Origin of the sequence: Bacillus sp. FJAT-27225, from assembly GCF_001685025.1 — a bacterium.
Classification (GTDB): Bacteria; Bacillota; Bacilli; order Bacillales; family Cytobacillaceae; genus Bacillus_D.
The window spans coordinates 119,117-131,931 of sequence record NZ_MAYU01000021.1 but is presented as its reverse complement, the minus strand read 5'-3'; the positions used below and the strand labels follow the sequence as shown (position 1 = coordinate 131,931).

Sequence of the window (12,815 nt, the reverse complement as noted above, 5' to 3'; positions counted from 1 at the left end):
CAAATGTATAAAACACAAAACTGCCCCAAAAAAGCCGTCAACAACGACCTTTTCGGGGCAGCCTCTAATTTTTTCTTAGCGATAGTACTGCTTCTTCCTCGGGAGTCACATAGATGGTCTTTTGGTTATCATATATGACGAATCCTGGCTTGGCTCCGCTTGGCTTCTTCACATGGCGGACTTTTGTATAGTCTACAGGTACAGAGCTTGAGCTTCGGGCTTTTGAAAAGTAAGCTGCAAGCATGGCGGCTTCTTGAATGGTTTCCTCGGAAGGCTCTTTGCTGCGGATGACAACATGGGACCCAGGAATATCCTTTGTATGAAGCCAAATTTCATCCCTGGCTGCAAGTTTTGATGTCAGATAATCATTTTGTTTGTTGTTTTTTCCTACAAGGATTTCGGTCCCATCAGCCGCTATATATTTATCCAGCACGGGCTTAAGGTTTTGGGGCTTTTTGCCGTTTTTCCTTGCGCGCTGGCGGATATAGCCGCCCTCAGCCAGTTCCTCCCGAATTTCCTCAATATCTTTTGGAGATGCGGATTCAAGCTGCTGAATCAGTGTATCGAAATAAGCTACTTCATTTTCGGCTTTTTCGATCTGTTCCAACACAACAAGCACCGAATTTTTCGCCTTCTGGTACTTGGAAAAATACCTTTGGGCGTTTTCGGACGGTGATTTTAACGGATCCAACGGAATTTTAATCATCGCGCCATTTTCATCATAATAATCCAATACTTCAATTTCCTTCATGCCTTTTTTGGCTAGATGCATATTGGCTGTTAATAGTTCCCCGAACTTCTGGAATTCTTCTGCCCGCTCCGCATCTTTCAGAGTGGCCTTCAACTTTTCTATTTTCTTTTCATTTTTTTCCTTCTCATTGGCAAGGAAGCGTTCAAGTCCCCCCGACTGCTGCTTGACACGGTCGCGCTCGGCTTTTCCAAAATAATAACGGTCGAGCATCTCGCTTAACGACTTAAACGTTCTATGTTCTCCTTTTAAATGGTGAAGCGGGAACAAATAAAAGGATTCTTTATTGGCTGTATACGTGATGGAAGGTTCAATCGCACCATCCTTCAGTCTGCCAATCATGGAGATGAACGTCTTAGGCAGTGTCGCCCTGTTTGCCAGCCCGCATGCAAAAACTGCTTCTTTTGCAAAAAGCGGGGAAACCCCAGAAAACGCCTCGACGAGCTGGCGGTCAAGCTTGCCGCTGTTAAAATCAACCGCTTTTAGTACATCATCCTCGGTTGCTGTAAATGGGTCCTGTTTATGCTGTTCCGGAGGTGAAATATACGGCTGGCCGGGAAGGACGGCTCGGTGAGTATTAACCGCAAAAGAAACGTGTTTAATTGAATCTAGAATCATACCCCGGCCTTTATCAACAAGAATGATGTTGCTGTGCTTGCCCATAATTTCGACGATCAGCTGCTTATAACTGACATCACCAATTTCATTTCGTCCTTTAATTTCAAAAACGAGAATCCGGTCATTTCCAGCTTGATAAACCTCTTCAAGGATATGGCCTTCTATATGTTTCCTTAACAGCATGCAAAACATTGGCGGCTCGGATGGGTTGTCGAATGTATCCGAAGTAGTCTGTACCCGTGCATAGCTTGGATGGGCTGACAAAAGGAGACGGTGATTGGTGCCGCCCGCCCTGATCACCATGAGAATTTCATTTTTAAAAGGCTGATGGATTTTGTTGATTCGGCCGCCTGTAAGCGCAGCACTAAGCTCGCCGGCCATCGCCCTAGTAAACAAACCGTCAAATGACATAATAATACCTTCGCTTTCTTTTCATTTCTTCGAGTGATGTCCAGCTTCAGCGCCTATCGCCTAGAAAACTTCAGGTCTCCTCCCTACGATAAGTCATCATCGAATCGCTTAGGTGCTCCTGCGCCATAGCCTATTCAGGGAAGCATATCTTCAGCTCGTCGCAAAGCCCACGTAGCTTTTTCGAAGATGCTTCTTCATGATGTGATGCAGGTAGTAGCTTCGCTCTTCGTGATTCCTTTATCTCAGTCGAAGCCCCTCCAGTTTTTACGGCGATGACCAAGGCGCTTACGCTTTGAATTATAGCGCAAAACCTAAAAATACTCTGTTTAATGGCTTCCTCTATTTTAGCATTTTTTTGGACGAGTCTGAATAAGCTTACGTGAGAGCAGAATGCCCGGATTTAAAACGGCATTCCTGATATTGAAAAGGGGGAAGTGAGATGGCCGGATGAAGTTCCATGAAATGAACGCTAATGAAGTGGAAAAGGCACTGAATACTGACTATTCGTCTGGATTATCGATGCAGGATGCAGAAAAGAGGATTGGGGTGCACGGCTATAATGAGCTGGAGGAAGGGGAGAAGCAATCCGCGCTAATTTTGTTCCTCAGCCAGTTCAAGGATTTCATGGTCCTTGTCCTCGTAGCCGCTACACTCGTATCCGGCCTTCTTGGTGAATACATTGATGCGATTGCGATTATAGCGATTGTTATCCTAAATGGCTTTCTCGGATTCTTTCAGGAAAGAAAGGCTGAAAAATCCCTGCAGGCACTTAAGGAGCTGTCAGCCCCGCAAATCCAAGTCCTACGTGATGGCAAGTGGATTAAAATCCCTTCGCGCGAGGCGGTGCCAGGAGACATAGTCAAATTTGCAAGTGGGGATCGGATTGGTGCCGATGTACGGATTATTGAGTGCAAAAGCCTTGAAATAGAAGAATCCGCCCTTACCGGCGAATCTGTGCCGGTGACGAAGGACCCAGATATTTTACAAGCCGAAAACCCAGGACTCGGCGATATGGAGAATATCGCTTTCATGGGAACAATGGTAACGAGAGGCAACGGGGTCGGAACGGTTATTGCAACCGGGATGAAAACCGCGATGGGGCAAATAGCAGACCTCCTCCAAAATGCCGAGGCGGCGGAAACCCCATTACAAAGAAGGCTTGAACAGCTTGGAAAGATATTAATAACAGTTGCCTTATTGCTGACTGTACTTGTTGTAGGCGTTGGTGTTCTTCAGGGCCACGAATTATATGAAATGTTTTTAGCTGGAGTATCACTGGCTGTTGCGGCGATACCAGAAGGTCTCCCGGCAATTGTTACGGTAGCGTTGTCGCTTGGGGTCCAAAAGATGATTCGTTCCAATGCAATCGTCAGGAAGCTGCCGGCAGTCGAAACACTCGGCTGCGCATCCGTGATTTGCTCGGATAAAACAGGGACAATGACACAAAACAAGATGACTGTCACCCATTTATGGAGCGGAGGCAAAACATGGACAGTTGATGGTACAGGATATCAGCCAGATGGAAGGTTCTTTAGTGAAACCCGCCAGCCTATTGACATTAAAAATGAAAAAGCTCTTCAGCAAATGCTGATGTTCGGAATGCTCTGCAATCATTCTGAACTGGTTTCAAGAGATAATGAAATTGTCCTTGATGGCGATCCTACCGAAGGCGCCTTGCTCGTCAGCGCAATGAAGGCTGGCTATGACAGAAAGAAACTTCTTGAGGAATTCCAAATTCTAAATGAATTCCCGTTTGATTCAAACCGGAAAATGATGAGTATCGCAGTTAAAGATAAACAAGGCCGGTCTTTTATTGTCACAAAAGGAGCACCAGATGTTCTCGTTGGTGTAGCAAATGGAATCTTGGTTGATGGGCGGGTCCAAACAATGGCCGGAAAGGTGAGGGCTGATGTGCTTGGAGCTGTTGAACATCTGGCATCACAGGCGCTAAGGACAATAGCGGTAGCCTATAAACCTATTACACCTGGCAGGGTAATCCTTAGTGAACAGGAAGCAGAAAAAGATTTAATTTTTATTGGAATCCAGGGAATGATCGATCCGCCAAGGCCGGAGGTCAAAGATGCTGTCCGTGAATGCCGGGAAGCGGGTATCAAAACTGTGATGATTACCGGAGACCATGTCATTACAGCCCGCGCAATCGCGTCACAGCTTGGAATCCTAGAAAAAAACAGCAAGGTGATGGACGGGAATACACTGTCTGGCCTTAATGTTGATGAACTCGAAGAAGTAGTGGAGGATATTTCTGTTTTTGCAAGGGTGTCACCGGAGCATAAATTGAAAATTGTCAAAGCGCTTCAGAACCGGGGACATATAGTTGCAATGACTGGGGATGGAGTCAATGATGCCCCTGCTATTAAAGCAGCAGATATTGGAGTAGCAATGGGGATATCCGGGACGGATGTTGCGAAGGAAGCTTCTGCACTTGTTCTGCTGGATGACAATTTTGCAACTATTAAAGCTGCTATCAAAGAAGGCCGGAATATCTATGAAAATATCCGCAAATTCATCCGGTATCTGTTAGCATCAAATGTTGGTGAAATACTCGTTATGTTATTCGCAATGATTATGGCATTGCCATTGCCGCTTGTCCCTATTCAAATATTATGGGTCAATCTCGTAACAGATGGACTTCCGGCCATGGCGCTTGGCCTCGACCAGCCCGAAGAAAATGTAATGAAACGAAAGCCTAGAAGCCCAAGGGAAGGTGTTTTTGCCAGGGGGCTTGGCTGGAAGGTTGTATCAAGGGGTTTCCTGATTGGAATAGTTACTTTAATAGCGTTCATTGTTGTTTACGAAAATAATCCGGAACGCCTTCAATATGCACAGACCGTTGCTTTTGCGACACTCGTCATGGCACAGCTGATTCATGTCTTTGACTGCCGGAGTGAAATATCCGTGCTTTCAAGGAACCCTTTCGGCAACATGTACCTTGTCTGGGCTGTCATTTCATCTGCACTTCTCATGCTTGTAGTCATTTATTATCCGCCTTTTCAGCCGATATTCCACACGCTGGCAATTGAAGCCCGCGATTGGCTTTTAATCCTTGGAATGTCAGCAATTCCAACTTTTTTGCTGGCAGGGACATTTTTGGCAAGAAAAACAAAATAAGATATGATATAATCCAAATGGTAGTAGAGGAGACTCTATTGCCTTTTCTTTTGGTTAATAGGAAAATAAGATCTAAACTTTCCTAACGTATTAAAAATTCGAGGTCATCCGTGAATATTACTGGTGAAGGCCAGTTTTTTAAGAACGAATGATGGCAGTTTTATTAAGCTTTTCATGAGAGGTTGGTGCGATTATGGTTGTAAGCATGACAGGGTATGGGAGCAGCCGGAAGGAATCCGGGAATTTCGCTGTAAATGTGGAAATTAAAACTGTAAACCACCGATTTTGCGAATATAGCATCCGTTTGCCGCGCCATTTGATGAAACTTGAGGATAGCATAAAAAAAACCATAGGCCGCCATATCGAGCGCGGACGGGTAGAAATCCTTGTCACTGTTGAAGGTGGAGACAGTGGAGAAAAAGCCCTTCAAGTGAACTGGGAGCTGCTTGACCAGTATTTCCAGTTTGCTTCTGAAGCAGGAAAGAGATACGGATTTGATCCCGCCGAGGCCTTTAAAGCCATTTTGGCCCGTGAAGAAATTATACATATTGAAGAACGCGAATCGGTAGATGATGAAATAGGCAGTTTGATTCGCTCAGCAGTAGATGAGGCAGGCACATTGCTAAAACAAATGCGTATGTCGGAAGGTGAAGCACTGAAGGCTGATCTCTCCGGAAACCTGGAGCATTGCCGTGCACTTGTAACCGAACTTGAGGAGTATGCCCCGAAGGTTGCCGAGCAGTACCGCGAGAGGCTTGCTGCCAGGATGGAGGAACTGTTGGGAAGCGAAGTGGACGAATCCAGGATGCTCATGGAAGTTGCGGTTTTTGCGGACAAATCGGATATCCATGAAGAACTGGCCAGACTTGGCAGCCATATCAGCCAGTTTTTAACTATTCTTGACAATGGTGGAGTAATTGGCAGGAAGCTGGATTTTCTTGTCCAGGAAATGAATCGTGAAGCCAATACAATTGGTTCGAAAGCCAATGATTCCGCAATCGCCAAACGGGTCGTCGATCTGAAAAGCCTGATTGAGAAATTGAAGGAACAAGTCCAGAATATTGAATAGTCAGGGTTTAGGATGGTTGAGGAAGGGCGAAACTATATTATTGATGACTGGAGAATCGGCATGCAAATCAAATTGATCAATATCGGATTCGGGAATATTGTGTCTGCCAATAGAATTATTTCGATTGTCAGCCCCGAGTCCGCCCCGATAAAAAGGATCATCCAGGATGCGCGCGACCGTGGTTCCCTGATTGATGCCACTTACGGGAGACGGACAAGAGCGGTCATTGTCATGGACTCAGACCATGTTATACTATCTGCAGTTCAGCCGGAAACAGTAGCCGGCAGGCTGTCAGGCCGCGATGATATATTGGATGAAGGGTAGGTTGTACTACAATGCAGGAAAAAGGATTACTGATTGTACTTTCGGGGCCATCAGGTGTTGGAAAAGGAACCGTGAGAAAAGAAATTTTTTCACAACCTGATACCTCGTTTGAATATTCGATTTCAATGACCACCAGGAAGCCCCGGGAAGGTGAAGTCCATGGTGTCGATTATTTCTTCAAATCCAGGGAAGAGTTTGAAGAACTGATTGCCCAGGGCAAACTGCTTGAATATGCCGAGTACGTCGGCAATTATTATGGCACTCCTGTCGACTATGTCAGGGAAACCCTTGATTCCGGCAAGGATGTCTTTCTTGAGATTGAAGTAAAAGGTGCCAAACAAGTACGGGAGAAGTTTCCGGAGGGACTGTTTATTTTCCTTATGCCGCCAAGCCTGTCCGAGTTGAAAAATCGGATTGTCACCCGCGGAACCGAGACTGAGGACCTTATTAACAACAGGATGCTCACAGCCCGGGAAGAGATTGAGATGATGCACCTTTATGATTATGTGGTTGAAAATGATCGTGTTGAATTGGCTACCGAGCGGATCAAAGCAATTGTTACCGCCGAACATTGCCGGCGTGAACGAGTAGAAGCTCGCTACATTAAATTACTGGAGGCGGAATAAATGCTATATCCATCTATTGACTCTTTATTGAACAAAATCGATTCTAAATACTCTCTTGTATCTGTTGCGGCCAAGCGTGCGCGTTTCCTTCAGCAAAACGAAGACCCGCGCCTGGATAAATATGTTTCACATAAATATGTCGGAAAAGCACTTGAAGAGATAGATGGAGGACAGCTATCCTTTCGTGTTGCGAACAAGGCTGACACTCCTTCAGAATCCTGATTTTCCTGCGATAACTGAAAACCTTTAACAAGCGCCCGCCACCTGGGCGCTTGTTCGTTTTTAAGGCACTCATAAAGGGTCCTTTTTGATGCCGGATAGGTGAAAAATTGCCATCGTTCCGTCATAATGGGTATAGATGTTCGATACGAGACGGAGGAGTACCAAATGCTGAATGGTAAAAAAGTTTTATTGTGTGTAACCGGCGGTATTGCCGTATACAAGGCTGCCGCTCTTACTTCAAAGCTGGTTCAGGCAGGTGCGCAAGTAAAGGTCATCATGAGCGAATCTGCCATGCAATTTGTAGCGCCGCTCACCTTCCAGGCATTGTCCCGAAATGATGTTTATACTGATACATTTGATGAAAAAGATTCTGCAGTGATAGCCCATATCGATCTCGCCGATTGGCCTGATTTAGTCATTTGCGCACCGGCAACAGCTAATACAATTGGAAAGCTCGCAGCAGGAATAGGCGATAACATGGTAACGACTACTATGCTTGCTACTACTGCACCGGTATGGATTGCTCCCGCGATGAATGTCCATATGTATGACAATCCTGCTGTTAAACGAAATATTGAAACATTATATAATTTTGGATACCGATTCATTGAGCCAAATGAAGGATATCTTGCCTGCGGGTATGTGGGTAAGGGAAGGCTTGAGGAGCCCGAGAAGATCGTGGAGCTTGCCATGAACTTTTTTGCTGGCAGCCCAGGTTTGCTAGTAGGGAAAACAATCCTGGTCACCGCAGGGCCGACTCGTGAACGAATCGATCCGGTCAGGTTTATTACGAATGATTCAAGCGGAAAGATGGGCTATGCCATCGCTGAAGAAGCAGTCAGGCAAGGAGCCCGTGTCATCCTTGTAACAGGGCCAGTTGCCTTGAAACCACCCCAGGGAGCGGAAGTAATCCAAATTGAAAGTGCCCAGGATATGTATGAAGCAGTCCTAAAGTTTTTTGATGAAGCGGATTTTGTAGTAAAATCTGCAGCAGTCGCCGATTACAAGCCAAAAATCTCCCATGATCACAAGGTGAAAAAACAATTGGGGGACGAGACGATTGAGCTTGAACGGACCAAGGACATTCTTATGGAACTTGGGAAGCTAAAAACCCATCAGATATTAATTGGATTTGCGGCTGAAACTGATAATCTTGAGGAATACGCCAATAAAAAACTTCAGGTAAAAAATGCAGATATGATTGTTGGCAACAATGTTAAAACAGCTGGTGCCGGCTTTAACGCGGATACTAATATTGTGACATTGTTCAAGCGGGATGGAACGAGTGAGAGTCTGCCGCTTATGCCCAAGCAGGAGGTAGCCAAAAGGATTATTGAAGAAGCTTCGATTCTGGCAAGGGGAGGCCGGTAAATGAATATTGCAAGTGTAATAGTGGATGTCCCTGCAAAACAAACAGACAAGCCTTTCGATTATTTAATACCTGATAAGTGGGTAGGCACAATTGTCCCTGGTATGAGAGTTATCGTTCCTTTTGGGCCCAGGAAAGTCCAAGGCTTTGTGGTGGACTTGAAGAATTCCTCGGAATTTAACAGGCTCAGGGAGATCCAGGAACCAATGGATCTTATTCCTGTTTTAAATAAGGAATTGCTAAACCTTGGGAACTGGTTGACGGAAAATACGCTTAGCTTTAAAATATCGACATTTCAGGCAATGCTGCCGGCGGCATTTAAAGCAAAATATGACAAGAAGGTAAAGCTGGCGCAAGGCCGAAGCGTTGAAGAAATCCCGGAGAATCTTCGCCAGTATTTTGAGGGAAACGCTGTAATTGGCTGGGATGATGCTGTCAAAGGAGGGCTTGTTCCAGCTTTGCAAAAGCTTGCTTCAGACGGAATCGTGGAGGTCCTTTATGAAGTCCGTGGACGGTTGGGAAAAAAACATCTTAAATTTGTATATCCTCTTCAACCTGCAGAAACTTTAAGAAAAGAGTCCGCCGGGATTCCCGCCAGAGCAGTAAAACAGCGGGAACTTCTTGACTTTTTTATTGATAACCCCGAACCTGTAGAACGAAGAAAGCTTACCTCGGAGTTCGGTTTTTCCTCTTCTGCTGTAAAGGCGTTACTAGATAAAGAGCTTCTTGCGGAAAAAGAGCTTGAGGTTTACCGGGACCCCTATGAAAATAGACATTTCGCAAAAACAATGCCCCATAGTCTGACGGCTGACCAGCAGGAGGCAATTAAACCGGTGCTGGCATCGATTGAGGAAGAACGGCATGAAGTTTTTCTTTTATATGGCGTTACCGGCAGCGGTAAAACAGAAATTTATCTCCAATCCATCCAGGAGGTTATAAATAGGGGCAAAGAAGCAATTGTACTAGTTCCTGAAATTGCCTTAACACCACAAATGGTCGAGAGATTTAAAGGCCGATTCGGGGATCTGGTCGCGGTTTTGCACAGCGGACTGTCGGCAGGGGAAAAATATGATGAGTGGAGAAAAATTCAGCGCCGTGAAGTAAAAGTAGCTGTAGGGGCCCGCTCCGCGATTTTTGCCCCGTTTGAAAACCTCGGAATCATGATTATTGATGAGGAGCATGAAACCAGCTATAAACAGGAGGAAATGCCGAGATATCATGCCAGGGATGTGGCAATTGAGAGAGGCAAGAAGCATTCCTGCCCAATCATTCTTGGAAGCGCGACACCTTCACTTGAATCGTTTGCCCGAGCGCAAAAAGGTGTGTATACACTTCTTAGCCTTCCATACCGTATGAACGCGCAGGAAATGCCTGAAGTCGAGATTGTCGACATGCGGGAGGAAATGAGGTCGGGAAACAGGTCGATGTTTTCAAGGAAGCTTTTTGAAAAAATCGAAGACAGGATTGAGAAAAAAGAACAAATTGTCCTTTTGCTCAATAAACGCGGGCATTCCTCCTTTGTAATGTGCCGGGACTGCGGGTATGTAATGGGTTGCCCGCATTGTGATATTTCGTTAACCTACCATAGGATGAACCAGCAAATGAAATGCCATTACTGCGGCTATGAAACCCACGTACCTCTTATATGCCCGGAATGCAACAGCGAGCATATTCGCTATTTTGGGACCGGTACACAAAAAGTGGAAGAGGAACTTGGGAAGCTTCTCCCGCATGCAAGGGTCGTCAGAATGGACATGGATACGACAACTAGAAAAGGATCCCACGAGCGGCTCCTGAAGGAATTTTCCGAAGGCCATGCAGACATTCTCCTTGGGACGCAAATGATTGCCAAAGGGCTGGATTTTCCAAATATAACGCTGGTCGGTGTATTGTCGGCGGATACCATGCTGCACCTCCCGGATTTCAGGTCATCGGAAAAGACTTTCCAGCTGCTGACACAAGTAAGCGGCCGGGCCGGACGGCATGAATTGCCTGGCGAGGTGGTCATCCAGACCTACACTCCTGACCATTACAGCATCGAGCTGGCAGGTACCCAAAATTACGACCTGTTCTATCAACGTGAAATGATGGCTAGGAAGGTGCACAAATATCCTCCATTCTATTATTTAGCATTAGTGACAGTGACACACGAGCAGCTAATGAAAGCTATTTCTGTGACGGAACAAATTACGTCTTATATTAAGGCAAGAATATCGGCCGATGCGGTAGTGCTGGGACCTGTTGCGTCCCCAATCCCCCGTATCAATGACCGTTACCGCTACCAATGCCTTGTTAAATATAAGCGGGAGCCAGCCCTCAACGAGACGCTCAAAATGGTACTCGACCAGTACCAGAAAGAAGAAGGATCGTCAGGCTTGCAGGTTTCGGTCGATATCAATCCATTTATATTAATGTAAAGATTTTTCATCCTATATATGTAGCATTTAGAGAATTACTAAATCAGATTGAAGCGGAAGGCACGAAGACTCCTGCGGGAGAAAAGGCCAGTGGGAGACCCCGCAGGAGCTTTAGCGACGAGGAGGCTCCCAGGACGCCCGCGGAAAGCGAAGTGCCTCGTGACAGGCAAAAGGCGCCTGTCTCTGCGATGACTATTCATGGAAGCTTCACCCTTGTGCAGCGAAAATCTAAAGAAAACTTAAGTTCCATATATATACAGCAGGGAAAAGAAACAATTCTTTTCCCTGCTAATTAATGATAGTAACCAATGAATTTTGGGGAAAATAAGAAGTAATCCTTATCGATATTTAATCAGATAAGGCTGCATTTTAGAAACTGGAGGAAGTATAGTTGGCAATACGCAAAATGGTCCTGCACCCTGCCGAAATTCTTGAGCAGCCGTGCAGCAAAGTAGAGAATTTTGATAAAAAGCTAAAGAAATTACTTGATGATATGTATGAAACAATGATTGAATATGATGGCGTCGGTCTTGCAGCCCCGCAAATCGGGAAGCCAATCCGCGTTGCTATCGTTGATATAGATGATGAAGCCGGAACCATTGAAATGGTCAATCCTAGCATAGTAGAAACTTCAGGGGAACAAACAGGGGTCGAGGGATGCCTCAGTTTTCCCGGTTTATATGGTGAGGTAACGAGGCCGAATTATGTAAAGATTGAGGCACAGGATCGAAAAGGCAGATGGTATGTTCTTGAAGCGGAAGGCTTCCTGGCACGGGCCATCCAGCATGAAATCGATCACCTTGACGGCATTTTGTTTACGTCTAAAGTAAGCCGTTATCTTAAGGAAGATGAATTGGAGGGTGTGGAAGCCAATGACTAGAATCGTATTTATGGGTACTCCTGATTTTTCCGTGCCGGTTTTAAGGCGGCTGCTTGAAGAAGAATATGAAATAGTGGGTGTCGTTACCCAGCCGGACAGGCCGGTAGGAAGGAAAAAGGTACTGACACCGCCTCCCGTAAAGGTTGAAGCATTAAAGCACAATATCCCGGTCCTGCAGCCTGAAAAAATAAGGGTAAGAGAAGAATTAGACAAAGTACTTGCGCTAAGACCGGATTTGGTGGTAACAGCGGCGTTTGGACAGATTTTGCCAAAAGAACTTCTTGAGGCACCAAAATACGGCTGTATCAATGTCCATGCCTCATTGCTGCCTGAATTACGCGGCGGGGCGCCGATTCATTATGCAATTATACAGGGTAAAGAAAAAACCGGAATCACAATCATGTACATGGCCGAAAAACTAGATGCCGGCGATATCCTTACACAGGTGGAAGTGCCAATAACGGAAACGGATAACGTTGGGACCCTGCATGACAAGCTGAGCCAAGCAGGTGCCAAACTACTTTCAGAAACACTGCCAAAACTGTTGAACGGAGAATTGAAGGGGATTAAACAGGATGATGAACGTGCTACCTTTGCCTCTAACATCAAACGTGAACAGGAATTGATTGACTGGTCTAAATCAGGGGAACAAATCTATAACCAAATCCGCGGAATGAATCCATGGCCGGTAGCCTATACGACCCAAGGCGGGCAAACCGTAAAAATATGGACTGCGGAGAAAGTGTCTGGCGGGCAAAAAGGAGAGCCTGGTGAAGTGGTCGGCTTTGAGGAAGATGGGATTATTGTAGCGGCTGGCAGCGGCTCAAATGTAAAAATTACAACCCTCCAGCCTTCAGGAAAAAAGGCGATGGAAGCAGCCGAATTCCTGCGTGGGGCAGGTTCCCAATTGCAGATTGGCACTAAATTTGGAAGCTGATTCCTAAGGGAATAGTTTCTTTATCCCGCATTAACGGGCTGTAAGCCCCCCACCTCTTTGGGGAA

At 45.7% G+C, this 12,815-nt stretch carries 10 protein-coding genes; 9 read left to right on the top strand and 1 reads right to left on the bottom strand.

Annotated elements, in window-relative coordinates:
* Positions 1–64 precede the first annotated feature (64 nt).
* Positions 65–1,777, bottom strand: a complete 1,713-nt coding sequence (locus A8F94_RS12760; protein WP_066200859.1) for an Rqc2 family fibronectin-binding protein — start codon at positions 1,775–1,777, stop codon at positions 65–67.
* Between the two features lie 447 nt (positions 1,778–2,224).
* Here A8F94_RS12760 and A8F94_RS12755 point away from each other — a divergent pair, with 447 nt between their 5' ends.
* The 9 genes from A8F94_RS12755 (at position 2,225) to fmt (ending at position 12,750) form a co-directional block, all read left to right on the top strand.
* Entirely contained in the window at positions 2,225–4,906 is a 2,682-nt protein-coding gene (locus A8F94_RS12755; protein WP_066200856.1) for a cation-translocating P-type ATPase, read from the top strand.
* Positions 4,907–5,099: 193 nt separating this feature from the next.
* Positions 5,100–5,975: a YicC/YloC family endoribonuclease gene (locus tag A8F94_RS12750; protein WP_066200853.1), complete on the top strand. Its 876-nt coding sequence runs from the start codon at positions 5,100–5,102 to the stop codon at positions 5,973–5,975.
* A 60-nt stretch (positions 5,976–6,035) separates the two neighbouring features.
* On the top strand, positions 6,036–6,299 hold the full coding sequence (gene remA / locus A8F94_RS12745) for an extracellular matrix/biofilm regulator RemA (protein ID WP_043933385.1): 264 nt from the start codon (positions 6,036–6,038) through the stop codon (positions 6,297–6,299).
* An 11-nt stretch (positions 6,300–6,310) separates the two neighbouring features.
* Positions 6,311–6,925, top strand: a complete 615-nt coding sequence (gene gmk / locus A8F94_RS12740) for a guanylate kinase (protein ID WP_066200851.1) — start codon at positions 6,311–6,313, stop codon at positions 6,923–6,925.
* Positions 6,926–7,147: a DNA-directed RNA polymerase subunit omega gene (gene rpoZ / locus A8F94_RS12735; RefSeq protein ID WP_066200848.1), complete on the top strand. Its 222-nt coding sequence runs from the start codon at positions 6,926–6,928 to the stop codon at positions 7,145–7,147. It begins immediately after the preceding gene.
* 165 nt (positions 7,148–7,312) lie between these two features.
* Positions 7,313–8,518 carry a bifunctional phosphopantothenoylcysteine decarboxylase/phosphopantothenate--cysteine ligase CoaBC gene (gene coaBC, locus A8F94_RS12730; protein WP_066200846.1) on the top strand — a complete coding sequence of 402 codons (1,206 nt, stop codon included), beginning with the start codon at positions 7,313–7,315 and terminating at the stop codon, positions 8,516–8,518.
* Positions 8,519–10,933, top strand: a complete 2,415-nt coding sequence (gene priA, locus A8F94_RS12725) for a primosomal protein N' (RefSeq protein ID WP_066200843.1) — start codon at positions 8,519–8,521, stop codon at positions 10,931–10,933.
* 391 nt (positions 10,934–11,324) lie between these two features.
* Positions 11,325–11,813 (top strand): peptide deformylase, encoded by a 489-nt coding sequence (gene def / locus A8F94_RS12720; protein WP_066200840.1) that lies wholly within the window; start codon positions 11,325–11,327, stop codon positions 11,811–11,813.
* Entirely contained in the window at positions 11,806–12,750 is a 945-nt protein-coding gene (fmt, locus tag A8F94_RS12715; protein ID WP_066200837.1) for a methionyl-tRNA formyltransferase, read from the top strand. Before def ends, fmt begins: the two co-directional genes overlap by 8 nt.
* Positions 12,751–12,815 lie beyond the last annotated feature (65 nt).